Source organism: Blautia sp. Sow4_E7, assembly GCF_052116245.1.
In the GTDB taxonomy this organism is placed as follows: domain Bacteria; phylum Bacillota; class Clostridia; order Lachnospirales; family Lachnospiraceae; genus Blautia_A.
The window spans coordinates 161,714-188,198 of record NZ_JBQKLL010000002.1 but is presented as its reverse complement, the minus strand read 5'-3'; the positions used below and the strand labels follow the sequence as shown (position 1 = coordinate 188,198).

23 protein-coding genes are annotated in these 26,485 nt (G+C 44.6%); 20 read left to right on the top strand and 3 right to left on the bottom strand.

Annotation, left to right across the window (positions count from 1 at the left end; genetic code table 11):
• The first annotated feature begins 15 nt into the window (after positions 1-15).
• From ACTQ50_RS02440 to spoIVA, 7 genes are all read left to right on the top strand, one after another.
• A complete protein-coding gene (locus tag ACTQ50_RS02440; protein WP_295304662.1) occupies positions 16-870 on the top strand; it encodes a bifunctional 5,10-methylenetetrahydrofolate dehydrogenase/5,10-methenyltetrahydrofolate cyclohydrolase in 855 nt (284 codons plus the stop codon).
• A gap of 222 nt (positions 871-1,092) precedes the next feature.
• Positions 1,093-1,521: an MOSC domain-containing protein gene (locus ACTQ50_RS02435; protein WP_226818607.1), complete on the top strand. Its 429-nt coding sequence runs from the start codon at positions 1,093-1,095 to the stop codon at positions 1,519-1,521.
• Positions 1,514-2,488: a GTP 3',8-cyclase MoaA gene (gene moaA / locus ACTQ50_RS02430; protein WP_441482825.1), complete on the top strand. Its 975-nt coding sequence runs from the start codon at positions 1,514-1,516 to the stop codon at positions 2,486-2,488. The genes ACTQ50_RS02435 and moaA overlap by 8 nt, the downstream gene beginning before the upstream one ends.
• A 369-nt stretch (positions 2,489-2,857) precedes the next feature.
• Positions 2,858-3,337 (top strand): complex I 24 kDa subunit family protein, encoded by a 480-nt coding sequence (locus ACTQ50_RS02425; RefSeq protein WP_226818612.1) that lies wholly within the window; start codon positions 2,858-2,860, stop codon positions 3,335-3,337.
• Entirely contained in the window at positions 3,334-5,205 is a 1,872-nt protein-coding gene (locus tag ACTQ50_RS02420; protein ID WP_441482824.1) for an NADH-ubiquinone oxidoreductase-F iron-sulfur binding region domain-containing protein, read from the top strand. Before ACTQ50_RS02425 ends, ACTQ50_RS02420 begins: the two co-directional genes overlap by 4 nt.
• A gap of 14 nt (positions 5,206-5,219) precedes the next feature.
• The gene (locus ACTQ50_RS02415) at positions 5,220-6,908 is read left to right on the top strand and encodes a [FeFe] hydrogenase, group A (RefSeq protein ID WP_441482823.1); all 1,689 of its coding nucleotides are present in this window, start codon (positions 5,220-5,222) and stop codon (positions 6,906-6,908) included.
• A 179-nt stretch (positions 6,909-7,087) separates the two neighbouring features.
• Positions 7,088-8,557, top strand: a complete 1,470-nt coding sequence (spoIVA, locus tag ACTQ50_RS02410; RefSeq protein WP_441482822.1) for a stage IV sporulation protein A — start codon at positions 7,088-7,090, stop codon at positions 8,555-8,557.
• A gap of 74 nt (positions 8,558-8,631) precedes the next feature.
• On the opposite strand, the gene ACTQ50_RS02405 is transcribed toward spoIVA, so the two are convergent.
• Entirely contained in the window at positions 8,632-8,796 is a 165-nt protein-coding gene (locus ACTQ50_RS02405; protein WP_226818626.1) for a hypothetical protein, read from the bottom strand.
• A gap of 182 nt (positions 8,797-8,978) precedes the next feature.
• On the opposite strand from ACTQ50_RS02405, the gene ACTQ50_RS02400 reads away from it, so the two are divergent.
• The 12 genes from ACTQ50_RS02400 (at position 8,979) to eno (ending at position 22,158) form a co-directional block, all read left to right on the top strand.
• On the top strand, positions 8,979-9,989 hold the full coding sequence (locus ACTQ50_RS02400; RefSeq protein WP_441482821.1) for an N-acetylmuramoyl-L-alanine amidase family protein: 1,011 nt from the start codon (positions 8,979-8,981) through the stop codon (positions 9,987-9,989).
• A gap of 81 nt (positions 9,990-10,070) precedes the next feature.
• Entirely contained in the window at positions 10,071-10,706 is a 636-nt protein-coding gene (locus tag ACTQ50_RS02395; protein WP_441482820.1) for a hypothetical protein, read from the top strand.
• A 244-nt stretch (positions 10,707-10,950) separates the two neighbouring features.
• Complete coding sequence (locus ACTQ50_RS02390) at positions 10,951-11,685, top strand: transglutaminase domain-containing protein (protein ID WP_441482819.1); 735 nt, start codon at positions 10,951-10,953, stop codon at positions 11,683-11,685.
• Between the two features lie 40 nt (positions 11,686-11,725).
• A complete protein-coding gene (locus tag ACTQ50_RS02385) occupies positions 11,726-12,517 on the top strand; it encodes a hypothetical protein (RefSeq protein WP_441482818.1) in 792 nt (263 codons plus the stop codon).
• 124 nt (positions 12,518-12,641) lie between these two features.
• Entirely contained in the window at positions 12,642-14,153 is a 1,512-nt protein-coding gene (locus ACTQ50_RS02380; RefSeq protein ID WP_441482817.1) for an MBOAT family O-acyltransferase, read from the top strand.
• Entirely contained in the window at positions 14,140-15,114 is a 975-nt protein-coding gene (locus ACTQ50_RS02375; protein WP_441482816.1) for a hypothetical protein, read from the top strand. Before ACTQ50_RS02380 ends, ACTQ50_RS02375 begins: the two co-directional genes overlap by 14 nt.
• A complete protein-coding gene (locus tag ACTQ50_RS02370; RefSeq protein ID WP_441482815.1) occupies positions 15,111-16,628 on the top strand; it encodes an amino acid adenylation domain-containing protein in 1,518 nt (505 codons plus the stop codon). The genes ACTQ50_RS02375 and ACTQ50_RS02370 overlap by 4 nt, the downstream gene beginning before the upstream one ends.
• A complete protein-coding gene (locus ACTQ50_RS02365) occupies positions 16,629-17,849 on the top strand; it encodes a diaminopimelate decarboxylase family protein (protein WP_441482814.1) in 1,221 nt (406 codons plus the stop codon).
• Positions 17,833-18,057, top strand: a complete 225-nt coding sequence (locus tag ACTQ50_RS02360) for an acyl carrier protein (RefSeq protein WP_226818736.1) — start codon at positions 17,833-17,835, stop codon at positions 18,055-18,057. Before ACTQ50_RS02365 ends, ACTQ50_RS02360 begins: the two co-directional genes overlap by 17 nt.
• Before the next feature lie 33 nt (positions 18,058-18,090).
• A complete protein-coding gene (locus tag ACTQ50_RS02355; RefSeq protein WP_441482813.1) occupies positions 18,091-19,056 on the top strand; it encodes a transglutaminase domain-containing protein in 966 nt (321 codons plus the stop codon).
• 93 nt (positions 19,057-19,149) lie between these two features.
• A complete protein-coding gene (locus ACTQ50_RS02350; RefSeq protein WP_441482812.1) occupies positions 19,150-20,457 on the top strand; it encodes a serine hydrolase in 1,308 nt (435 codons plus the stop codon).
• Between the two features lie 402 nt (positions 20,458-20,859).
• Positions 20,860-22,158: a phosphopyruvate hydratase gene (eno, locus tag ACTQ50_RS02345; RefSeq protein WP_441482811.1), complete on the top strand. Its 1,299-nt coding sequence runs from the start codon at positions 20,860-20,862 to the stop codon at positions 22,156-22,158.
• Between the two features lie 209 nt (positions 22,159-22,367).
• Here eno and ACTQ50_RS02340 read toward each other — a convergent pair whose 3' ends face one another.
• Positions 22,368-23,744: an NCS2 family permease gene (locus tag ACTQ50_RS02340; protein WP_441482810.1), complete on the bottom strand. Its 1,377-nt coding sequence runs from the start codon at positions 23,742-23,744 to the stop codon at positions 22,368-22,370.
• Between the two features lie 180 nt (positions 23,745-23,924).
• Positions 23,925-25,211 carry a chloride channel protein gene (locus ACTQ50_RS02335; protein ID WP_441482809.1) on the bottom strand — a complete coding sequence of 429 codons (1,287 nt, stop codon included), beginning with the start codon at positions 25,209-25,211 and terminating at the stop codon, positions 23,925-23,927.
• 311 nt (positions 25,212-25,522) lie between these two features.
• Here ACTQ50_RS02335 and ACTQ50_RS02330 point away from each other — a divergent pair, with 311 nt between their 5' ends.
• On the top strand, positions 25,523-26,359 hold the full coding sequence (locus tag ACTQ50_RS02330; RefSeq protein ID WP_441482808.1) for a S8 family peptidase: 837 nt from the start codon (positions 25,523-25,525) through the stop codon (positions 26,357-26,359).
• Positions 26,360-26,485 lie beyond the last annotated feature (126 nt).

Here is a 26,485-nt window from a genome sequence, read left to right as displayed (position 1 = left end):
AGGAGATCATCAAAAATGGCAAAACAGTTATTAGGTAAAGAAGTAACTGCTGCATTAAACGAGCGTATCAAAGGCAATGTAGCAGCACTTCAGGAAAAAGGCGTAAATCCAACACTTTGCATCATCCGTGTAGGAGAGAATCCAAGTGATATTTCCTATGAAAAAGGAGCAACAAAGCGCTGCGAGACATTAGGCGTTGCATGCGAGAAAATCCTTCTTCCAGAGGATGTAGCTCAGGATGAGCTTCTTGCAGTTATCGATAAAGTAAACAAAGACGACCACATCCATGGCGTTCTTCTGTTCCGTCCGCTTCCGAAGCACTTAGATCAGGCTGTGATCGAGAATGCACTTGCTCCGGAGAAAGACGTTGACTGTATGACAGATCTTTCCATGTCTGGTGTTTTCACAGGCAAGAAGATCGGTTTCCCACCATGTACACCACAGGCCTGCATGGAGATCCTGGATCATTACGGAATCGACTGCACAGGAAAGAAAGCAGTTGTGATCGGAAGAAGCCTTGTTGTTGGTAAACCGGCAGCCATGATGCTTGTTAAGAAAAACGCAACTGTAACCATCTGCCATACAAGAACTGTAGACATGCCGTCTGTAGCACGTGAGGCTGATATCATCATCGTAGCAGCAGGACGCGCAGGCGTTGTTGGTGCAGAGTATGTAAAAGAGGGACAGGTTGTCATCGATGTAGGAATCAACGTAAACGCAGAAGGCAAACTTTGCGGAGATGTTGATTATGCAGCTGTTGAGCCGGTCGTAGACGCCATCACACCAGTTCCTGGCGGAGTTGGAAGCGTAACTACTTCTGTTCTTGTCGGACATGTTGTAGAGGCTGCCATGCGTAAGGTAAATGCATAATTATTGATCAGATTATAATGATATAAGGATGTAATCAGATACATCCAGTGTCCAAGCGGAAAAAAGGCTCTCCAGAGTGAAATCTGGGGAGTTTTTTTGTGGCTCAGATTTCGTGAAATCTCCCATTATATGGCAAAATTTTGTTTTGCTATTACAAAAAATTTGCTTTTCTCAGTAAGATATTGTACTATAGAAAGTACAGATAAATGGAGGTAACACATTATGGGAAAAGTGATGGCAGTAAACATCAGTGAGAAGCGAGGGACTCAGAAGGTCAATATCCACACTGTAAAACTGATCGAGAATTACGGACTGGAGAATGATGCCCATGCAGGGAACTGGCATCGCCAGGTCAGCCTTCTGTCCTATGAAAAAATAGAAGAATTTAAAGCCAAAGGAGCACCTGTAAAGGATGGTGCTTTCGGGGAAAATCTGATCGTACAGGGGTTTGATTTTAAAACACTTCCGATAGGAACCCGCCTGAAGTGCAACGATGTGATCCTGGAGATCACCCAAATCGGGAAACAGTGTCATAATGGCTGTGAAATATTCCAGATCATGGGAGACTGCATTATGCCCCGGGAGGGCGTTTTTGCAAAAGTGATCCATGGCGGCGTGATCTCTGAGGGAGATGAGATGGTTTATGCTTGACAGATACGGAAGGAATATTAATTACCTGCGGATATCCCTTACAGACAGATGTAATCTCCGGTGCGTGTACTGCATGCCGGAAGAAGGAATCCATCAAATTCCAAGAACGGAAATACTGGATACAGATGAGATCGTGAGAGTCTGCCGCGCAGCCAGTGAACTGGGGATTTCCAAGATCAAACTGACTGGAGGCGAGCCTCTTGTACGCAGAATCTGTATTCCACTGGTAAAAGAGTTGAAAGCCCTTCCTGGAATCAGTCAGGTAACGCTGACTACCAATGGAATCCTGCTGGCAGAGCAGCTCCCGGAGCTGATGGAAGCTGGGCTGGATGCTGTAAATATCAGTCTGGATACCCTCGCAGCAGAGACGTTTGAGCGGATAACAAGAAGAAGTGCTCTGCCCCAGGTATTGCAGGGCCTGGAAAAAGCACTTTCCTATCCATCTCTGAAGGTGAAAGTAAATTGTGTTCCCACATTTCAGCCGGAAGCGGATCTTATACAGATCGCAGAGCTTGCCAGGGAGAATCTCCTGCATGTTCGTTTCATTGAAATGATGCCAATTGGTCTCGGAAAGGAGTTTACAGCCAGGGGAGAAGAACAGATAAAGGTTGTTCTGGAAAGAGCGTACGGATCAATGACACCTACAGGGGAAAGACTTGGAAATGGCCCCTGTCATTATTATACCCTGGAAAACTTCCAGGGCAGGATCGGTTTTATCAGTGCATTGTCCCATAAATTTTGCGACAGCTGCAACCGGGTACGTCTTACTTCTACCGGTTTCCTAAAAGGCTGTCTGCAGTTTGAGAACGGAGCAGATCTGAAAGCTCTGATTCGCGGCGGCTGTTCAGATGAGACTTTAAAAGCAGCAATAGAAAAAGTAATCTATGAGAAACCAGCAGGCCATAATTTTCAGGAAGAGAAAAAAGGAAACGAAGAATCCCATATCATGGCACAGATAGGCGGGTGAATATGCTGCGAAAGCAGGGATGGGATAGGACAGAGCAGTTTCTGAAAGGACGGGCAGGCGGTTCTTAGCGTATATAAAACGAAAAAAGATGACAGATAAGGAAAGTCGGAGAGTGCAGCTGTATCATATGTGCAGCCTGCGCAATCTGGCCTTTTTTGTATGTTTTCATATATTTTGACATACAAAATTGTGCAAAAATAATTGTTAATTAATAAACTTATACGGAATTACTTGCCAAAATGAACAAAAAATTATATAATTTCATTACAAAAAATAGTCATGTTTGTTAAAAAATACGCAAAGCCAGCAGCCTTGGAGGACGGGGACAAAAGACCTGTAGGCAGCTGGCAAGTAAGGAGGTTAACAAAAATGGTAGATCAGTCATATTACAAGAAAGCAGATGAGATTATCGATCATTATGAGCGGTGTGCGGCATCTTTAATCCCCATCATGCAGGATATCCAGGCAGAATATCGGTACCTGCCTGCAGAGCTTCTGACCTACGTAGCCGAGAAGATCGGCGTTACTGAAGCGAAAGCCTTCAGTGTTGCAACCTTTTATGAGAACTTTTCCTTTGAGCCTAAGGGAAAATACATAATCAAAGTATGCGACGGTACGGCCTGTCATGTAAGAAAGTCTATTCCGGTTAAGGAAGCCTTCATGAAAGAGCTTGGACTGAGCAATAAGAAACATACCACAGATGATATGATGTTTACGGTAGAGACCGTGTCCTGTCTTGGAGCCTGCGGACTTGCTCCCACCTGTATGGTCAATGAAGAAGTGCATGCCAAGATGACACCAGAGAAGGTAGTAGAGCTGATTAACAGATTGAGAGGTGAGAATGGATGAGAATTAACAGTAAAGAAGATCTGCAAAGCAAAAGAGCTGAGATTGAACAGAATATCCAGAGCTTCACATGCCGCGTTCTCGTCTGTTCCGGTACCGGATGTATGGCTTCCGGTGCACAGAAGATCTATGATGAGATGGTAAGACTCTGTGAAGGTATTGACGGTGTGGAGATCGAAATGCAGAAGGATATCCCACACGTAGGCGTGATCAAGACTGGCTGCCAGGGACTTTGCGAGTTAGGCCCTCTTGTAAGAATTGAGCCATATGGATATCAGTATGTACATGTTCAGGAAGAAGACTGTCTGGAGATCGTAGAGCGTACCGTACGTCTGGGACAGCCTGTAGACCGTCTGTTTTACCGTCATGGGGATGAAGTCTGTCCGAAGCCTGAGGACATCCCGTTCCTCAGCCGTCAGACCCGTATTGTTCTTGAGAACTGCGGTAAGATCGACGCAGAGTCCATTGATGAATATATTGCAGCAGGCGGTTTTTCTGCCCTTGCGAAAGCAGTCACAGAGATGACACCCCAGGATGTCATTGACGAAGTTACGAAATCCGGTCTTCGCGGACGTGGAGGCGCTGGTTTCCCGGTGGGTAAGAAATGGTCACAGGTAGCAAGACAGGCTGAAAAGACACGCTATGTAGTATGTAACGGTGATGAGGGTGATCCGGGAGCATTTATGGATGGCTCCGTTATGGAAGGTGATCCTTATAAGATGATCGAAGGTATGATCATTGCCGCCTATGCTGTTGGAGCTGAGAACGGATATATTTATGTACGTGCAGAATATCCTCTTTCCGTAGCAAGACTTCGCCTTGCCATTTCCCAGGCTGAGAAATATGGTCTTCTGGGAGAGAATATCCTTGGCAGCGGCGTGAATTTCCATCTTCATATTAACCGCGGTGCAGGAGCTTTCGTATGTGGTGAAGGTTCTGCCCTTACTTCCTCTATTGAAGGAAACAGAGGTATGCCTCGTGTTAAACCGCCTCGTACCGTTGAGAAAGGTCTGTGGGGCAAACCAACAGTATTAAATAACGTAGAGACTTACGCAAATGTTCCGAAGATTATTGCCCAGGGCGCTGAATGGTTCCGTACCATCGGAACAGAGGGAAGCCCAGGAACCAAGACCTTCTCCCTGACAGGTGCCATTGAGAATACTGGTCTTATTGAAGTTCCAATGGGAACCACACTTCGTGAGATCATTTATGATATCGGCGGCGGCCTGAAGAGCGGTGCTGCATTTAAGGGCGTTCAGATCGGTGGACCATCCGGCGGATGTCTGATCGAAGAACAACTGGATGCACCTCTTGATTTTGACTCCGTGAAGAAGCTGGATGCTATCATGGGTTCCGGCGGCCTTGTTGTTATGGACGAGAATACCTGTATGGTAGAGGTTGCCCGTTTCTTCATGAGCTTTACCCAGCGCGAGAGCTGCGGCAAATGTGTACCTTGCCGTGAGGGTACCAAGCGTATGCTGGAGATCCTTGAGAAGATCGTTGCAGGCAAGGGAGAGATGTCCGATCTTGATGAGCTGGAAGAGCTTGCAAAGATGGTTCAGAGCATGGCTCTTTGCGGACTTGGAAAGAGTGCACCACTTCCGGTTCTCAGTACCATGAAGCGTTTCCGTGAGGAATACGAGGAGCATATCCGCGACAAGAAGTGTCGTGCAAAGGTTTGTACGGCTCTCCGCCAGTTCCACATCAATCCGGAATTCTGTATTGGCTGTGGAAAATGTGCCAAGAACTGTCCTGCCGGGGCAATTTCCGGCAAGATCAAATCACCTTATCATATTAATAACGATGTATGTATCAAGTGCGGTACCTGTAAGGATAACTGTAACTTTGATGCAATATATGTGGAAATGTAGAGGGAGGACAGATTATGGGTACAATGACAATTGACGGCAGAAAAGTCGAATTTACAGATGAAAAAAATGTCCTGACCGTAATCCGTAAGGCAGGCATTAATATTCCCACACTTTGTTATCACTCAGAGGTTTCCACATTTGGAGCCTGTCGTCTGTGTACGGTAGAGGATGACAGAGGAAGAACCTTCGCTTCTTGTTCTGAGGAGCCAAGGGATGGAATGGTAATTTATACAAACTCAGGCAAGATCAAGAAATACAGGAAACTGGTTGTAGAACTGCTTCTTGCAGCTCATTGCCGTGACTGTACCACCTGTGTAAAGAGTGGAGAGTGCGTTCTTCAGGAACTGGCTCACCGCCTTGGCGTACATAACATCCGTTTCCAGAATACAAGAGAGCAGTACGAGATTGATGACAGTTCACCATCACTGGTTCGTGACCCTAATAAATGTATCCTCTGCGGTGACTGTGTACGTGCCTGTGAGGAACTTCAGGGAATCGGCGCGTTGAATTTCGCATATCGTGGAACTGAAGCAATCGTAATCCCTGCATTCAATAAGAAGATCGCAGAAACCCAGTGTGTAAACTGCGGACAGTGTCGTGTATATTGTCCTACAGGTGCGATTTCCATTAAGACACATATGGATGAAGTATGGGAAGCTCTTGCAGATCCAAATGTCCGCGTAGTAGCACAGATCGCTCCGGCAGTCCGTGTTGCAGTAGGCGACCACTACAGCCTTCCGAAGGGCCGAAGCGTAATGGGTAAGATCGTCAATGCGCTCCACAGAATGGGATTTGATGAAATTTACGATACTACATTCAGTGCTGACCTTACCATTATGGAAGAGTCCGCAGAATTCCTGAACCGGATTGAGAAGGACGAGAACCTTCCGCTTCTCACCTCCTGCTGCCCGGCATGGGTAAAATTTATTACAGACCAGTATAAGGATTATATTCCGAATCTGTCTACCTGCAGATCCCCACAGGGAATGATGTCTGCAGTCATCAAAGAGTACTTCCGTGATCCTGAGAATGCCAAGGGTAAGAAGACCGTTATGGTATCTATTATGCCATGCACAGCTAAGAAGGCGGAGATAATCCGTCCGAACAGCTTTACAGAGGGGGAGCAGGATACCGATATTGTGATCACCACTACAGAACTGCTTCGCATGATCGACAACTTTGGTCTTGACTTCGCACAGCTGGAGCCGGAAGCATGCGATATGCCATTTGGATTTGGTTCTGGCGGCGGTGTTATCTTCGGTGTTACCGGTGGTGTGACTGAGGCGGTTCTCCGTCGTTTAAGCCCGGATCACTCCAAAGAAACCATGCGGGAGATCGCAGAGTGCGGTGTACGTGGAGATGAGGGCATTAAAGAATTCTCTGTTCCATATAAGGGAATGGATATCAATGTATGCGTAGCCAGCGGTCTTGCAAATGCAAGAACGGTTATGGAGCGAGTAAAGAACGGGGAAGCCAATTACCATCTGATCGAGGTTATGGCATGCCGCCGTGGATGTATCATGGGTGGAGGCCAGCCGGTACGTGCCGGCGACAGAACCAAGGCTGCAAGAGCCAAGGGACTGTACAATGCAGACAATACCATGCTGATCAAGAAATCCGATGAGAACCCGATGGTTCTGGAACTTTACCAGGGACTGCTGAAAGGCAAGGAGCACAAGCTGCTCCACAATGAGTTTTATTGATTTTTAAATATGATCCAGTTGTTTGGCAGCTACGCCATGGAAAATGGCTTCCGCCAGTGGGAGAAGCAATAGCATAATAAAAAGCCCGACTGCATAATATTTAGAGGAAGAGTATATACCTGTGCCGAGAAATCATCTCGCAGCTACCTTTCAATTATGATGCAGGAGGGCTTTTTTATATGGAAAATTTTCAGATTTACCGGGACATACAGGCCAGAACCGGCGGCGATATATACATAGGCGTTGTAGGCCCTGTCCGTACTGGAAAATCCACTTTTATCCGCAGGTTTATGGAGCTGATCGCTCTGCCTGGGATGGATGAAAAAATGCAAAAAGAAGTGCGGGACCAGCTGCCCTTAAGCGGTTCCGGGAAAATGATCACCACAGTGGAGCCTAAATTTATACCAAAGGAAGCGATCCCGGTTGATTTAGGCGAAGACCTGAAGGTACAGGTGCGTCTTATCGACTGTGTGGGTTTTCTCGTAAAAGATGCAGGCGGCAATCTGGAGGACGGAAAAGAGCGGATGGTAAAAACCCCCTGGTTTTCCAAGGCAGTTCCTTTCCATGAGGCTGCGAAGGTGGGAACGGAAAAAGTGATCCAGGAGCATTCTACCATTGGTCTTGTGGTCACCACAGATGGAAGCTTTGGAGAAATTCCAAGAGAAAATTTTGTCCAGGCAGAAGCGCAGACAGTGACAGAACTAAAAGCCCAGAAAAAGCCGTTTCTTATTGTGGTAAATTCCCAGCTGCCCCATAGGGAAGAGACCATTCAGCTTGTGAATGAGCTTCAGAATAAATATCAGGTACCAGTACTTGCGCTGAACTGCGAACAGCTGAAAAAAGAAGATATCGCGCAGATCCTGGAAAAAATCCTTTACGAGTTCCCAGTTACCCAGCTGCAGTTTTTTATTCCCAAATGGGTGGAAATGCTGCCAGCAGCCAGTGAGCTGAAAGGCCAGATCCTTTCCCAGATAAAAGCCTGTATGAAAAAGCTTCTCCACATCCGGGATATTACCAGGGAATCGGTGAAATTAGAAGGGCCTTATGTGCAGGACACCCTTCTGGATAGTGTAAGCCTGTCTGATGGAACCGTCCAGATCCGGCTGCAGGTAGACGACAAATATTATTATAAAATGCTTAGTGACATGAGCGGGATCCCCATGGAAAGCGAGTATGAACTGATCCATACCATGAAAGAGCTGGCAGCTATGAAGGAAAAGTATGTAAAGGTAAAAGATGCCCTTGACGCTGTGAACGGCAGCGGCTATGGGGTGGTAGTGCCGGAGCTTTCCCAGATCCAGCTGGAAGAGCCTGCCGTGATCCGCCAGGGAAATAAATATGGCGTAAAGATCAGATCCAAGAGTCCTTCCATCCATATGATCAAAGCAGATATTGAAACTGAAATTGCGCCAATCGTGGGAACAGAGCAGCAGGCAAAAGACCTGATCACATACATTGGGGAAAGCGATGCAAGAGGGGAAAGCATCTGGGAGACCAATATTTTTGGAAAATCCATTGAACAGCTGGTTCAGGATGGAATCAAAAGCAAGCTTGCCATGATCAGCGAGGAAAGTCAGGTAAAGCTTCAGGACACCATGCAGAAGATCGTAAACGACAGCAAAGGCGGTCTGGTGTGCATTATTATATAGAATCCTGGCAAAAAGGCAGTGCATTTAAAGCAGCTGCCTTTTGCTATGAAGAAAATGTTACAAAAAGTTATCGTTTATCTGTAATCGTGCTCTTTTTTCCATTTCGCCAGATATTCCATCTGCTCCTGGTCGGAAAGAAACTGGGAATAAGCATCATTCCCCGCCGCCAGGCAGCAGAACAGAACCAGAAGCTGTAAAGCAAAAAACAGGATCAGAAATAAAACTGCAAATACAACCATAAAAATCCTCCTTTATCTGTATTAAAAAGTCTTTACAGAAAAGTTAATTTTATACATTTTACGCTGGAAAAGTAGAAAAGAGTAGTGGGGTTTGGTATAATTATAAAAACTGTTTTTACAGTAGAAAAAAAACAAGTGCTATAATAAAGACAGTATGAAAGCGATATGGGAGGAAATCAAGTATGAAGAAAAGGGGGCGGGTTCTTGTCTTATTAATGACTGCGCTACTGGCAGCAGAACCTATGCAGATGGTATATGCGGAATCAGCAGGAACCGTTGCGAATATGTCTGGTTCTGTCACAGATGTGAATCCCGGAGATGGAACGAATAGTGTTGTTTCCGGTTGGATAAAGGCAGCGAAGGGATATCAGTATAAGCTGGCTGACGGAACGGTTATCCAGAAATCCGGCTGGGTCACTATTGAAGGAAAGAAATACTACCTGCAAAAAGGCGGAATACGCTATCAGGGCTGGCAGACTTATAAGAAGAAAAAGCGTTACTACTTGTCCAATGGTCAAATGGCAAAGAACCGCTGGATTAAAGAAAACGGGCAATATTACTATATCCGCAAGGATGGAACATCTGCACCAGCAGGCAAATGGCTCACTGTAAAAGGCAAGAAATACTACATCTGTAAGAAAGGCTATCGTGTAACAGGTCTTCAGACTATTAAGAAAAAGAAATATTACTTTAATTCAAAAGGCGTTCTGATCAAGAATAAATCCAGTTATAAGATTAAAGGCCAGTTATATGAGATCGATTCTGATGGGGTTGCAGTAAAGACATCTGCACTAAAATCCGAATGTATGAGGAAAGCCAGAAAGTTTGTAGCTAGGCATACTACCTCCAAAATGTCAAAGAGGCAGAAGCTTCGCGCATGCTTTAACTACATTTTATGGTATAACAATTTTAAACCGTGGATCAATCCTACGAATGCGGAGTTTAAGACAAAGAACTGGCCGTATCAGTCTGCAATCTATATGTTTGACAATAACCTTTCAGGAAGCTGTTATGGCATAGCAAGTGCTTTTGCAGCATGTGCTAAGGCTCTGGGATATGAACCATATGTGATTGCAACAACTGGTGACCACGGTTTCGTAGTGATCGACGGGCTGTATTATGATAATATGGGACCACTGTTTGGAGCGTCTACACATAGCGCATACAGAATCAGATCCAAAGTGAAATTCTAAAAACAGCTTCACTTTCAGAACAGAAGACTGTCAGAGAAAATCTGATAGAATATAAATTTAAAGAAAAGGGAGAATATTGAGATGAAAAAATGGAAAAAATTATTGATTCCGGCAATGTGCGTTTTCATGCTGCAGACACCGGTAATCGCAAGTGCAGATGCAACTGTCAGTGGGAATGCTGCTTCGGTGATCACAGATCCTGTTGCCACGCCTGCGCAAGCTGTTAAGAATGGCATTTACACAGAAAGCGACAAGAAATACCTTTATGTAAATGGTGTAAAGAAGAAAAACTGTTGGGATAAGACTAAGACATACTACTTCGGCAAAAATGGGGCCGCTTATGCAGCACCGAAGGTGGCTGAGTCCAAGAAAAATGTAAAAGTTTTCAAAATTGGCAAAAAGAAATATGGATTTGATAGAAACGGTTGTAAAGTAAAAACTGGTATTTATGCTGACAAGAATGGAACTCCGTACTATTTCAAAAAGGGCGTACTTGTAGAGAAGAAGAGTGCCCAGTTAAAGAAGGCAAGTAAATTTAGGGCAAATGGTAAGACCTTGCGTAAGCTGATGGGCAAAAAGCCATCTAAGACAACTACCTCTTCCAGTTGTATGACAGGAGTGAAAAAGGATCTTACTTTAACTTATGCCAATATTTATGTACAGCTTGGAAAGAAGAAAAACGGCAGTGAGATCGTTTATGGCATTCAGGCACGTTAAGGGCAGCTTTGTAGAAATGATATAAGCGAAACAGGCTAAGAAAATAGGTTACTGTTCACTCCGTTCACAGCAACATGCTTCGCGATGCACAGAAATCATGCATTCGCATGATTTCGCGCTGCAATTCTCGGGTTTTCTGTGAATTATGTTCACAAAAAGCACCTCGCGGAATGTTACCAGTGAACAGTAACGAAAATAGCACTGGGCATTATTTATAGAAGAATAAATGACAGGAGAAATTAGTATGAGAAAGTTTACAAAATCAATGGCAGTAATTTTATCCCTGAGTATGACTCTTACAATGGGAACCCCTGTATTTGCAGATGCAGAGTCTTCAAACACTACAGTGAATGCAGAGCAGACAGTTACACCTACCCCTGCACCGCAGGTTAAGATCCCGAAAACCGGTTTCTATACCAAGAACGGCAAAACCTACTACAACAGAAAAGGCAAGCTGGTAAAGAACAAATACGGCTACAAGATCGGTAAGAAATATTACCGCATCAACAAAAAAGGTGTTGTAACCAAACTTTCCACAGCAGAAGGTCTTGCCGGTGCCCGTCTTGATAAATGCGGCGGAAATTTAAAAAAAGCATTCCAGTGGAGCTCAAGAAATATTAGATACTGGGGTAACGTTGGAACACCGAAAAAAGGTCAGAATGAAGTTGGATATTATGCAACTTACGGCTTCAAGAATGGAAGAGGCGATTGCTATGTTATGGCGGCAACTTTCTGTATGATGGCGAAGGCAAAGGGCTATAAGGTAAGATTTGTAAAAGGAACTGTACCGCAGAGAAATGGCAAAAATGGTGCACATGCATGGTGCGAGATCAAATCTGGCGGTACCTGGTATGTGTATGACCCGAACTTTGCATATTCTTTTAGAAATAATCCAAAGGCGCACAGCGGATATAAGTTTAAATATAGAACAAAAGGTACCTATCAGTACAATAAGAAAAGAACGAAAATTACTGTTTAAAAATTAAAAAGGCTAAAAAGTATGACGTAAGGAGAGAATCATGAAGAAAAAAATACTAATCGCATTATTAGCAGGAACAATGATAGCAGCAGCTCCGGTAAGCAGCTTTGCAGCAGAGGCAACAGACGCTGCCGAGGAGGTTCAGGAGTCCACATCAGAGGATAGTCAGGATACTACAGAAGCAGAGGAATCCAAAGAAGAAAAAGCCGCAGACGAGCAGAAGAAAGAGGAACTGAAAACAGTCGGTGAGAAAAAAGACGGCTGCATCACTTTCAAAATGAAAAATGCTACTTCAAAGAAAATCACCGGGCTTGCTATTAAGACTGCAGAAGATACTGAATTTCCAGAGAATATGATGGCAGCAGAGGATTCCTTTGAGTTAAAAGAGAAGAAAAAGGTATTTTACTCCAAGGCAGCAGAGGAGAATACAGAAGAAACAACAGATGCAGCCGCAGAAGACCAGGCACCTGCCTATGATCTTCATATTACATTTGAGGATGAGACAACGGCTGATGTTCATGGTGTAGCTCTTGAAGACCTTGGAACGCTTACAATCCGAGAGAAGGATGGAATTGTTTACGGTACCTACAAGACAAAGAGTACCAAAGAGAAAAAGAGCACCTATGATACAGAGAAAGCCATTGCAGATCAGGCAGCAGCGGATGCAGCTGCAGCAGAAGCAGCGTCCCAGCAGACTGAGAGTTATGACAGCAATGATTATTCCTACGACTATAGCAATGATTATTCTTATGATTATGATTATGATTATGATGACGGCGGTGACAGCGGTGATGACGGAGATGGTTGTCTGGATGATGGTCTTTTAAACTAAATGGAATTGTCTGTTTATGTGTTACTGTTCGCAGTAATGCTTATGCAGATATCACGAACTATATAGGATAAGGGCTCCTGCACTGTACAGAGCAAGAGCCCTTATCCAGTCTTAGGAGAAAAATATGTCGCTAGTATCTAATCTCTTTTTACTTTTTGTGGCAGCAATTGTATTTGTCTATTACATTGTGCCGCATAGATTTCAGTGGATCGTCCTTCTTGTCTTCAGCTATATTTATTACATAGCAGGCGGTCCCCGTTATGTTGTCTTTATTCTTTTTTCCACCCTGGTTACCTGGCTGATGGCGCTTCTTATCGAAAAAACAGAAGAGAAGGGCGATCATAAGAGTGCAAAAAGGCTTTTGATCCTTGGACTTGTGCTCAATTTCGGAATGCTGGGAATTGTAAAGTATACCAACTTTGCAGTGGAAAATATCAATGCATTGTTTCATCTGAATTTAAGAGGAATGGCACTTCTTCTTCCCCTTGGAATCTCTTTCTATACATTTCAGTCCTCAGGATATCTTCTTGATGTATATTGGAAGAGATGCAAGGCAGAGAAGCAGCCGTTCAAATATGCCCTGTTTGTGTCTTTCTTTCCGCAGATCCTCCAGGGCCCCATTGGAAGATACAGCCGTCTGGCAGACCAGCTGTATGCAGAGCATTCCTTTAAAGGGGAAAATATTACCAGAGGCTTTGAACGGATCCTCTGGGGATTCTCTAAGAAAATGATCCTGGCAGACTGGGCGGCCGTTTTTGCAGATGCGATCTTTGATGATCCAGCCCAATATAATGGAGTGGCCCTTCTGGGAGTCCTTTTTTATACCATACAGCTCTATGCGGATTTTTCCGGTGGAATGGACGTGGTGATCGGTATTTCACAGATGTTTGGCATTCAGCTGGATGAAAACTTCAAACGCCCGTTTTTTGCAGTTTCCATTACAGATTTCTGGCATCGCTGGCATATTACCCTTGGAACCTGGATGAAGGATTATGTATTTTATCCGGTTACTTTATCCGGCTGGATGGGGAAATTCGGCAAATGGGGTAAAAAGACATTTGGCAAAAAAATTGGCCGGACCCTTCCAATCTGCCTGGCGAATCTGATCGTATTCTTTGTAGTGGGAGTATGGCATGGCGCCGCATGGAAATACATTGTATACGGTATGTATAACGGTATTATCATTGCATTCAGCGGACTTATGGCAGAGAACTACCGCAGCTGGAAAAAGAAACTGCATATTTCAGGCAAAGAGACCTGGTATTATGTGTTTACTGTGATAAGAACCTTCATACTGGTTGTGATCAGCATGTATTTTGACCGCGCAGATAGTGTAGGACAGGCCTTTCATATGATGAAACAATCTGTTACACACTTTTCCCCGTCACAGCTGCTTCTGATTCCGGCAGGCAGACAGGGCACTGCCTTTACTCCCTATGCGCTTTGGATCATTGCAGTGGGATGCGTAATTTTGTTTATCATAGGCGTTCTTCAGGAACGGGGTATGAAGATACGGGAATCCCTTGGAAAGCTGCCCCTTCCTGTTACAGCTGCCATATATTTCTGCGTGCTGGTATCCATTGGCTTGTTTGGTTCCACAGCAGTAGCGAGAGGTTTTATCTATGCACAATTTTAAGAAGATCATAAAAACAATAATCGTGCTTGCCGTATGCATAGCACTTCTTGTGGGACTGGACACGGCACTTTATCCCTGTACGTTTATGCGAAATGATATCCATGCAGTGGTAAGCAATCAATATGACGATATTATTCTTGGAACTTCCCACGGAATGACAGACATTGATCCGGCGGTGATGGAAGAAATTACTGGAAGAACTGGCCACAATGTCTGTGTAGGCGGAGAATACGGAATTGACGCTTATTACATTGCCAGACTGATCGCAGAGAAACAAAAGCCCACCCGGATCATTTACGAGGTGGATCCCGGATATTTTGTTTCCGAAAAAGAAGAAGGAAATAATTATCTGCTGTTCTTCCATGAATTTCCTTTTTCCAGGGCGAAACTGGAATACTTCTGGAATTCCATTGCAAAATGTAATTTCCGTACGATCCTGTTCCCCTGGTATGAGTATTCCCTTAGTTATGAACTTGGAAAAGTGAAAGAAACTTTTTCCCGGAAATGGAATCAGGACTATGATATTTCCCATCTGAAAAGCGACACCCAGGAATACCACGAAAGCGGTCTGATCGAGCGCTATCCAGTGGACACCTCCAAGCTGAAAATGAAAGATCTGAAGCTTTTCGAGGAAGACCAGGTAAATCCGCAGAATATGGAATATCTTGGGAAATTAATTGCTTTTTGCAAGGAGAATGACATTGAGTTTGTAGCTGTGACTACACCAATTCCTATTAATACCTTAAAAGCTTACAGTGATAACTATAATGCTGCATGGAAATATTTTGGAGAGTATTTTGACCAGCAGAAAGTTACTTATTTAAACTTTAACACACAGTATTTCAAGGCATTTTCACATGATCTTAAGGATTACACAGACTATGATGGACATATGAATGGAAATGCTGCTTCTGAATATTCCAAAGTTCTGGCAAATATTCTGAAAGGAGAAGGCGTATGATTACAAATGTTTTAGAATATCTTGAAGCTTCCGCAGCAAAATATCCAGACAAAACGGCGTTTGCAGATCTTGACTCTGCATGTACCTTTGAGGAGCTTCGCCAGCGGGCAAGAAGACTTGGGACAGCTTTGGCGGAACATTTCCTGCCTGGAAATCCGGTACCAGTATTTATGGAAAAAAGTGTGGATACCATAGGGGTATTCATGGGGGCTGTCTATGCAGGCTGCTTTTATGTAATGCTTGACACAAAGCAGCCGGCAGCCAGAATACAGCAGATTCTGGAAATTCTTGACAGCGATGTGATCGTGACATCGCAGAAATATGAAAAGGATCTGGAAAAACTGGAGTTCAGGGGAAAAGTTTTATTCACAGAGGAACTGGATCAGGGCGCAGAGGATTCCTTTGTGCTGGACCGTATTCGCGCACAGGCTGTGGATACAGATCCCCTCTATGGAATTTTTACCTCCGGCTCTACGGGAGTTCCTAAGGGTGTTGTAGTAGGGCATCGTTCGGTTATTGATTTTATTGACTGCTTTATAGAGCTTTTTCATATTACCTCTGAAGATGTGATGGGAAATCAGGCTCCATGGGATTTTGATGTGTCTGTAAAAGACATTTATTCTGGCCTGAAAACAGGAGCAACGGTACAGATCATTCCGAAACAGTATTTTTCCATTCCCAAAAATCTGCTTGATTTTCTGGTTGACAGAGAGGTTACCACCATTGTGTGGGCTGTTTCTGCCATGTGCATTATCAGTACCTTAAATGGTTTTACCTACAAGGTGCCGGATAAGATCAAAAAGGTACTGTTTTCCGGTGAAGTGATGCCAATTAAACATTTGAATATCTGGAGAAAGTATCTTCCGGACACCATGTTTGTAAATATCTATGGCCCTACAGAGATAACCTGCAATTGTACCTATTATGTAGTAGACAGAGAATTTCAGCCTGGCGATGTACTTCCAATGGGCAGGGCATTCCCCAATGAGAAGGTATTCCTTCTGGATGAGGAGGACCATCTGGTGACAGAAAAAGGTGTAAACGGAGAAATCTGCGTAGCGGGAAGTGCACTGGCCCTTGGCTATTACCGAAACCCGGAACAGACCAGAAAGGCATTTGTGCAGAATCCCTTGAATAACCGTTATCTGGAGCCAATTTACCGGACTGGAGATCTGGCGTTCTATAACGAAAGGGGAGAGCTGTGCTTTGCAACCCGAAAGGACTTCCAGATCAAACATATGGGACATAGAATTGAGCTTGGGGAGATCGAGACTGCAATGGATAAGATCCCTGAGATCCGCAGAAGCCTTTGCATTTACGATCAGCCAAAGAATAAGATCGTAGCCTTCTATGAAGGGGAAATCGACCGCAAAACCCTGTCACGTTCACTGGTAAAATATGTGCCAAATTTTATGGTTCCCAATGTGTTTGTCCAGGTGGAAATCATGCCGCTTACCAAGAACGGCAAGATTGACCGGAAAGAACTGACAGCCAGATACCAGGAGGGAAGATAAATGGCAGATTATCATTTTTTACAGAAATTTATCGAAGAGAAAAGCCCTACTCCTTCTTATGTTTTTGATCTGGATATTCTTTCAGAACATGTAGAAAAGATAAAGAAGCTACTGGAAGGGAAAGCAAGAGTCTGCTATGCCATGAAGGCAAATCCTTTTCTGACCAGGCCGATGTTAAGTCATGTGGATCTTTTTGAAGTGTGCTCTCCAGGAGAATTCCGCATCTGCGAACGCGTGGGTGTGCCTATGGAGAAGATCGTACTTTCGGGTGTATATAAAAACCCGGCAGATATTTCTTATGTACTGAAGACATATGGGGGGAAAGGTGTATACACAGTAGAGTCCTGGGAACATTTAAGACATCTGAACCAGAATGCAGAAGCGCTGGGAATGAAAATCCATGTGCTGATCCGTATGACCAGCGGAAATCAGTTTGGAATGGATGAAGAGGATATCAGAAAGATCATTTCCAGGAGGGAAGAATACAAAGGGCTTCATATTCTGGGCCTTCAGTTTTATTCTGGAACCCAGAAGAAAAATCTTTCCCAGATGGAGAAAGAGCTTCAGACTCTGGATGGATTTCTGGGAGAATTACACCGTGAGTATGGCTACCAGGCGGAAGAACTGGAATACGGACCAGGACTGTTTGTGCCCTATTTTTTGAAAGACAAAGAGGAAGATGCCACAGAACTTTTAGGAGCCTTTGGAGAACTTCTTGATAAACTTACTTTTGGTGGAAATGTGATCCTTGAAATGGGACGCTATCTTACCTATCTCTGTGGTTTTTATCTTACTTCAATTGTAGACAGGAAAGTAAATCATGGACAATCCTATGCAATCCTGGATGGGGGAATCAATCATCTCAATTATTATGGGCAGGCAATGGCTATGAAGCTTCCCCACTGTACCCAGACAGATCAGGCTGGAAAGCCACGGACCGAAGGCGAAGAGGAGCTGTGGAACCTGTGCGGATCCCTTTGTACTGTAAGTGATGTGATTGTAAAGCTTTTTCCATTGAAAAAACCTGAGATTAGTGATATGCTCATATTTGAACGCGTAGGTGCATATTCCGTAACTGAGGGAATTTATCTTTTCCTGAGCAGACCGATGCCAAGAATTTATTTCTGGCAGGAAGGGAAGCTTACATTGGTGCGGGATGCAGTACATACGGACGAAATAAATTCGGAAAGGGAGGAATCAAAAAATGGACAAATTGATTGAAATTCTTGAAGAAATTCAGCCAGACGCAGATTATGAGACCTGTGATACGTTGATCGATGATGGCATTCTGGATTCTTTTGCCATCCTGTCAATTGTAAGCGAGCTTCAGGATGAATTTGACATTACCATTACCCCTGCTGACATTGTTCCAGAGAACTTTAACTCCGCAGCAGCACTCTGGGAAATGGTTTGCCGTCTGAAAGGCTGATAGCAATCATGTGATACATAAGGGAGAGCGAGTATGCGAAAGATAAGAAAAATTCTTGCCATTGCAGCGATATCTGCAATGACGATTTGCACAGTGCCTGTTCAAGCAGAAAACGGGGGGGCGGTTTCTGATACAGTTCAGACCCAGCCCACAGTGGCCGTAAAGAAAAGCGGTCTTATAAAAGAAGGTACCAAATACGTTTACTACGATAAGAAAGGCAATAAGCTGAAAAGTAAATGGAAAACCATTGGAAAAAACCGCTATTATTTTAAAGCAGATGGAACAGCTGCTGTTGGTGGAACCAAAATTGGAAAGTACATATATGTTTTTGACCTGCAGGGAAGACTGATCAAGCCATCCAAATCCAAGATTGTTACTGTAGGCAAAACATCATACTATGTAAACAAAAAAGGACAGGCAACAAAGGGATTTTTCAAAATCGGCAAAAAACTTTACAGAGGAGACGCAAAAGGTCGTCTTACCAAAAACAAAACGGTTGCGAACATTACCTTTAACAGCAAAGGATATGCCAAGAATGATTTAAATGCCAAATTAAAGATGAAGCTTATGACTACAATTTCCAGAATTACAACTCCTGGAATGAGCAAGTCACGGAAACTGTATGCATGCTGGCGTTATCTTACCAGTGGGGGACATTTCTATTATTCAACTTACTGGCCGGATTTTAACAAGAAAGGCTGGCAGCGCGAGGTGGCATACCGCATGCTGACAACAGGTGGTGGAGACTGCTATGGATTTGCCTGCACATTTGCGGCAATGGCCTATGAAATCGGATATAATCCTTATGTGGTTCTTGGAAGAGTATCTGGCACAAGAGATGGTGCCGCAGATGGACTTACAAGCCATGGCTGGGTTATGATCAATGGGGCTTACTATGATCCGGAAGCCCAGTTCGCAGGCTGGTATCGCGGTGTGTATGGAAGCGGAAGCTATGATATCAGACATACAGTCAGCCGCCGTGTAAGATATGCTTCATAATCAGACATCTTAGGGCAGACGTATTTAGTGGGAAAGAAGCGGATAAATAGTTTCTTTTCCACTTTTTACGTTTGGATTGAAAGGGAAAGAAAAATGGAAAAGAGAAAAGTACAAAAGTGGAAAATTTGGTTTGTGCGTGTTATGATCCTGTGTGGGATCCTTTTTCTTACACCACAGGTAAATGTACAGGCAGCGGCGAAAAAGAGCTGGACTGTGAAGGTGAATAAACAGTACCAGGCCAAGCTTCTCAAAAAAGGCAGCCAGTGGTATCTTCAGTCCGCAGATGTGCAGATGAAGGAATTAAAAGCTACAGAGCGGGTCGCCTATCTGTCTATTTCGTCAAAGAGTGGATTAAAAAGCGGATACTATTATTTCTACTCCAATGGAAAGCTGGATAAACGCAAAAAATTTCATACTCTGGATACCAGGATCGGAACTGTAACTTTCCATGGGACTTACTACTTTGGGGAGACTTCCGGACGTCTGAAACAGAAAGCCGGTGTATACACCATCAGCGGTAAAAAATATGGTCTTGACAAATGGGGCAGGATGATGACAGACCGCTGGTATAAGGGCTACTATTTCCTGAGCAACGGAACCATGGCAAAAAGCATGCAGATTTCTGAGACTCTGTATGTGGACGGGGATGGCAAAAAATGTACCAAAGAAGAGGTAAATCTGGGAAGCCTGAAAAGAAAGATCCAGAAGGCGATTAAAGGATATAGCGGAAGCTGGTCTGTCTATGTGAAGGATTTAAAGACCGGTGATGTGATTTCTATCAACGAGACAAGCATGTATCCAGCCAGCGTGATCAAGCTCTTTGTTATGGAGGCAACTTATGCAAGTGCTGCTGAGAAGCGGACCAGTCTGAACAGCAGTACCAAGAGCCTTCTTCGCAGCATGATCACAGTTAGTGATAACGAGAGTTATAATGCACTTGTGAGAAAAGTTGGAAAAGGCAGCTTTGCATCTGGCTGCAGTTATATCAACAAATATCTGAAAAAGAATGGCTATACAGGAACAGCAGTACACCACACCCTCCATCCATCTAGCAGCAGCTACCAGAGTGATGGAGGCGGAAGCAACAGAAGCTCTGCCAAGGATATCGGCAAACTTCTGGAAAAGATTTATAACAACACTGCCGTATCCAAAACCTATTCCAAACAGATGCTGAATCTGATGCTGAAGCAGGAGCGCCGTTGGAAGATCCCGGCAGGTCTTCCTTCAGGAGTGAAGGTTGCCAATAAGACTGGTGAGACAGATTCCTATCAGCATGATGCGGCGATCGTTTTCGGAAAGAAGACAGACTACGTAATCGTCGTATTCTCAAGAGCAGGAGAGTATTCCGGAATCAACGGAATAAAGAAGATTTCACGTATGGTGTATGACTATTTGAACTAAAAGGCAGGGTAAAACATGCTTTGCGAGTAAGATTTGTAATCGTGGCAGCAGTTAAAGTCTCGTGCATGCATGGAACCTGGCTTATAGCTCACGTAAATAAAAAGAGAAGAAACATTTTTTACAAGTATTTTTGCTGGTTGACAGGATACTGCTTAAAATGTTTTCTTCTCTTTTTTATAGTCAAATGAAAAAAATTATCACCTATTTTTCTTGCAATCCAGCTATGGTTAGTGTATACTAATCGTAAAGTTAGGAATAGCTAACCTAACGGTGTAAATCATTTGGACTCCTTATTATGGCAGAAAGACCGCTGGCATAATGCAACGCGGATTGTGACGCGGATTTTCCACAAAAGCAGTTCGCGAAGGAGTTCCTTTGAAAAACGAAAGGAGTATACATACCATGGATTACTTAGAAATTGAGAAAGTCATTGGAAGAGAGATTGTGGATTCCAGAGGAAATCCTACAGTAGAGGCAGAGGTTTATCTGGTAGATGGAACCATCGGCAGGGGAGCTGCCCCAAGCGGTGCTTCTACAGGTGAATTTGAGGCTCTGGAGCTTAGAGATAATGATAAGAGCAGATACCTTGGAAAAGGCGTTACAAAGGCTGTAGAGAACATTAACACATCTATCAACGACGTGATCGCTGGAATGGATGCGTCCGACATCTACGCAATCGACAAAGCCATGATCAAAGCAGACGGAACCAAGGACAAATCAAACTTTGGTGCAAATGCCATCCTGGCTGTTTCCATCGCATGCTGCCGTGCAGCTGCAACATCCCTTGACATTCCGCTGTACCGTTTCCTTGGCGGCATTTCCGGAAACCGTATGCCAGTGCCGATGATGAACATTGTAAACGGCGGCTGCCATGCACTTTCCTCAGGACTTGACGTGCAGGAGTTCATGATCATGCCGGTTGGGGCACCAAGCTTCAAAGAGTGCTTAAGATGGTGCGCAGAAGTTTTCCATGCTCTTGCAGCAATCCTGAAATCAAGAGGCCTTGCCACATCTGTTGGAGATGAGGGCGGTTTCGCACCAGCTCTGAAGTCCGACGAGGAAGCAATCGAGACCATTCTTGAGGCTGTTAAGAACGCAGGCTACGAGCCAGGAAAAGACTTCATGATCGCTATGGACGCAGCTTCCTCTGAGTGGAAGACTGGCAAACTTGGCGAGTACAAGCTTCCAAAGGCTGGCACTGTTTATACTTCAGATGAGCTGATCGACCACTGGAAAAAGCTGGTTGACAAGTACCCGATCATTTCCATCGAGGATGCTCTTGATGAGGAAGACTGGGAAGGCTGGAAGAAACTTACCAAAGAACTTGGGGATAAAGTACAGCTGGTAGGTGATGACCTGTTTGTAACCAATACAGAGAGACTTTCCAAGGGTATTTCTCTTGGCTGCGGTAACTCCATCCTGATCAAACTGAATCAGATCGGTTCTGTTTCCGAGACTCTTGAGGCGATCAAGATGGCCCACAAGGCTGGCTATACTGCAATTTCTTCCCATCGTTCCGGTGAGACAGAGGATACCACAATTGCAGACCTTGCAGTAGCATTAAATACCTGCCAGATCAAGACCGGTGCTCCGTCCAGAACAGAGCGTGTAGCGAAATACAACCAGCTGCTCCGCATTGAGGAAGAGCTTGGCGAGGCTGCTGTATATCCGGGAATGGGCGCATTTAATGTAAAACGCTAAGCAATCTTGATCCCGCATACTCAATGATTTCATAAATGTAATTTACCTTATATCCCCTTAAGTAGTGTTACAAAAATCCCCCTGTCAGGAAAGCGTGGTTCCTCGATAGGGGGATTTTTTATAATGATTTCATTATTAAGTTACTGTTCTTGGGGAACTTTCCATAAAAGGCAATACAGTCCTGAACAGCAGCCGTATTTTATTCCATCTTACAGGAATACGTATTTCAAAACAAAGATAACAGCCAGTGCATACATAAGTGCGCTGATCTTTTTGTCCTTTGCCTTTCCAGTGCAAACGTTGATCACAACGTAGGAGATAACGCCAAGTGCGATACCTTCGGAAATGCTGTACAGGAACGGCATTGCGATGATGGTAATAAATGCCGGGATCGATTCTGTAAGGTCGTCAAAGTCGATCTTGGTAACAGAAGTCAGCATAAGGAATCCAACCACGATCAGAGCCGGAGCTGTTGCGAAGGATGGAATAGCCAGGAAGATCGGGGAAAGGAACAGGGAAAGTGCGAACAAAATTGCGGAAACCAGGGAAGTAAGACCGGTACGTCCGCCTTCTGCAACACCGGAAGCACTCTCAACGAATGTGGTGACAGTAGAAGTACCACACATAGCACCTACAGTAGTACCAACAGCGTCAGAAAGAAGTGCGCCTTTGATCTTCGGAAGCTTGCCGTCCTTATCCAGCATGTCCGCCTTGGAAGCAACACCGATGAGAGTTCCAAGAGTATCAAACATATCTACGAACAGGAACGCAAACATGATGACGATAAAGTCAAGTGAGAAGACTCCTGCGAAATCCATCTTCATAAAGGTAGGAGCCATGCTCGGTACGGAAATTCCGTTGGAGAAATCCGGGAGAAGACTGTAGAAGCCTGCGTCCAGATTTGGAACGTAAAGTCCCACAAGCTGACAGATGATTCCAAGTGCCCATGTGATCAGAATGCCCCAAAGGATACCGCCTTTTACATTCTTAACCAGAAGGATACCGGTAACCAGAACGCCGATCAGAGCCAGAAGAACGGTAATTCCCATGTAATGAAAGGAGCCGTCGGATACAGAGCCCTTAAAGGAGAACATGCTTACCAGAGTGGAATCGTTGTTTACCACGATCTTTGCATTCTGCAGACCGATGAACGCGATAAAAAGACCGATTCCAACAGAAACTGCATGTTTCAAAGTCATAGGAATAGAGTTGAAGATGGCTTCACGTACATTGGTAAGGGAAAGCAGGATAAAAATAAAACCTTCCACAAATACAGCAACCAGGGCCTGCTGCCAGGAATACCCCATGCCAAGGACTACGGTGTATGCAAAATATGCATTCAGTCCCATTCCAGGTGCAAGGACAAATGGGTAGTTGGATAACAGTGCCATCAGGCAGGTTGCGATGAAGGATGAAAGGGCAGTAGCAGTAAAGACTGCACCGCGGTCCATTCCGGCAGCGGAAAGGATGTTCGGGTTGACGGCCAGAATGTAAGCCATGGTCATAAATGTGGTAATACCAGCCATGACTTCCGTCTTCACGTCAGTGTGGTTTTCCTTCAGATGAAATAGTTTTTCAAGGTTCATAAATGTACCCCCTTTTTTTGCGGCACGTTAAATGCCGTTTTTTTATATTTTACAGGAATGCACCTGTGCTGTTCACGCTATACCCGCAACAGGGATTTCTGTAAATTTCAGGTTGTATTTCCCATTTCATGGTACATGGAGGAAACTGGCCCGCCTGCTCCATGGTAATTTAGGAATTTTTTACATTTTCGTATGCTTGTTAATGTATTTCGCTTTGTACTTAGAATATACAATAGTCTGATCTTTATACAGCCCGTAATATCCGGAAGCAGCATAGCTGATGGAAACGGCGATCAGATAGAAGGATACGCCTTTAAATCCAAACATCTCAAATGCGATCAGGATAGAGGTGATCGGACAGTTGGTTACACCGCAGAAAACAGCCGCCATTCCGCAGGCTGCACAAAGAGATGGGGAAAGTCCTATAAGCTGTCCCACCATGCATCCAAAGGTAGCACCTACGCAGAAGGACGGTACGATCTCACCGCCGCGGAAGCCTGCCCGCATGGTAAGTGCGGTAAGGATCATTTTCCAGAAGAAAGCCAGGTAATCTGTTTCTCCTGTCTCCACAGCCTTCTCGATCAGCTCGGCTCCGGCACCCATATAGTCGTAGGTTCCGAGGATCAGTGTGATAAAAATGACCAGTGCAGCACCAGCCACTACCCGGATATATTTATTTGGGAAAAACCGGCTGTATAATCTTGCGGTTTCATTTAAAATAATACAGAACACAATACTGATCACCGCGCATCCAAGTGCCACCACGCCCATTTTCAGCCCCGTTTCCAGGGAAAGGGCAGGAATATTTACCACATGAAACGCTTCCGGGGTAACGCCCATACCGGCTGCAAACCGGGATGCGATCAGGGATGCAATCATACAAGGCATCAGGGCCGTATAGTACATAACCCCTACGCTTACAACCTCCATGGAAAAAACAGCCGCAGCCATAGGTGTTCCGAAAAGTGCCGAGAATGCCGCGCTCATACCGCACATAACGATCACATGACGATCCTCTTCATCAAGATGGATCCATCTTCCAAGGAGATTGGCAATGCTTCCACCAAGCTGGATGGCAGCACCCTCACGTCCGGCAGAACCTCCGGTAAGATGAGTCAGTGCAGTGGAAATAAAAATCAGCGGGCCTGACCGCCATGGCACGTCATCCCTAGAGCGGACTGTAGAAAGCACCTGGTTGGTGCCGCCGTCATCTTTTCCGAATTTCTCATACAAAAATACGATACAAAGTCCGGATAGCGGCAATAAGAAAAACATCCATGGATTGGCCTTACGGTAACCGGTGACAGCCTTTAGTACAAAAGAAAACAACGTACTGAAGGCGCCTGCAATGCAGCCCACCACCACAGCGAGAAACAGCCATTTAAACAGGTTCCCCATGTCACGTCTGATAGCCCCGGAATAATAATGCAGTTTATCTTCCGAAGCCTGTCGATTGTCTTTTTCCATAATTCTCTTTCGTCCCCTCGTATGTAGTTGCAGCGTAACTGTGAACGATGTTCACCAAAAACACTTCGCGGAATATTGTCTCCTGAATAGTTTTGTTATGACTTACTTTATTTCGCTGCATGAAATATTTGTTTGATATTACTATAAAATTTCTTTTATAAACGTCAAATTCTGTGTATTTTCATTATACTATATGTGTTCGGAAAAAGCGACAAAAATTTTTGGGAATTATAAAAATTGTCTATAATTTTAAGGCAGATTTGAAAACGAAAACATAATTTATTATAAGCATCTTCTTATTGGGGAAAATAATGGAAAAATCTTTTTATACCGGAAAAGGAATTGGCGTTTGCATCCTGGATACCGGGATTTATGAGCATATAGATTTTGCAGGCAGGATCTGGGCGTTTTATGATTTCCTCGCTTTCAAACGGCGGCCCTATGATGACAATGGACATGGCACCCATGTGGCTGGTCTGGTGGCAGGAGACGGCACTGCATCCATGGGAAAATACAGGGGTGCGGCGCCTGGCTGTGGAATCATTGCCCTGAAGGTGCTGGACCGTTATGGAAACGGAAGCCAGGAGGATGTGCTGCGGGCCCTTAGGTGGATCCGGGAATACCGGCAGCAGTACCGGATCCGGGTGGTAAATATTTCCGTAGGCACCACCTGTAATTCCAAAAAGGATCATGCAAGGCTTTTGGAAAGCGTGGAACAGCTGTGGGATGAGGGCATGGTGATCGTCACCGCCGCCGGAAACCAGGGTCCAAAGCCTGGCAGCATTACGGCTCCCGGAAGCAGCAAAAAGGTGATCACTGTTGGTTCCAGCGATCTACTGGAAGGCTGCGGGGCCATTTCCGGCAGAGGCCCCACTGAGGAATGCGTGTGCAAGCCGGATATTGTGGCCCCGGGAAACAAGATCATGTCCTGCGTGCCAGGCAAGCCTTTTTCCTATGGGGTAAAAAGCGGTACCTCCATGTCCACTCCTCTGGTAACCGGTGCCATTGCCTGTGCCCTGGAAAAAGATCCTGCACTGACTAATACAGATATCAAAACTATGCTGATGAACAGTGCAGATGATATGGGGCTGCCAAGGAATCTGCAGGGGTGGGGCCGTTTCAACCGCCGGAAATTCCTGAAAATGTGATTCCGGCCCTGAATTTGATAACTTTGATAAGAAATTATCACTTTACAGTACAAAAGCACTTGACGTCGCTGTTTTAATTGAGTAAAATGAACAGCAAGAGTTTCAAACAACGAGGAGGAAATATCT